Annotated in this window: 1 protein-coding gene; it reads left to right on the top strand. The window is 34.9% G+C overall.

Annotated elements, in window-relative coordinates:
- Positions 1-39: 39 nt before the first annotated feature.
- Positions 40-232, top strand: a 193-nt coding sequence (locus SB786_RS37875; protein ID WP_410731792.1) for a hypothetical protein, incomplete at its 3' end; no start/stop codon positions are given.

Here is a 232-nt window from a genome sequence, read left to right as displayed (position 1 = left end):
ATAACTAGAGAGGCTGGGCATGATTTATTCAAAAACGACATGAAAAAACACCCTCACAAGAGAGAAGAATATTATCGTAAAGGTGTTTCAAAAGGTTCGAGAAAGGGCTTTAAACCTTGGACATCATATCATGAAAACATGGTAAAGAAGTCAAAAAACAAACTTTATAAAGAGAAAAAAAATCAAAGCGCTGATCGAATAATTGCCGAACTAATGTTTGGATTCTGGGTGG

Source organism: Burkholderia sp. SIMBA_062 (genome assembly GCF_046534765.1).
Classification (GTDB): Bacteria; Pseudomonadota; Gammaproteobacteria; order Burkholderiales; family Burkholderiaceae; genus Burkholderia; species Burkholderia ambifaria.
This window is presented reverse-complemented; position numbering and strand designations above follow the sequence as displayed.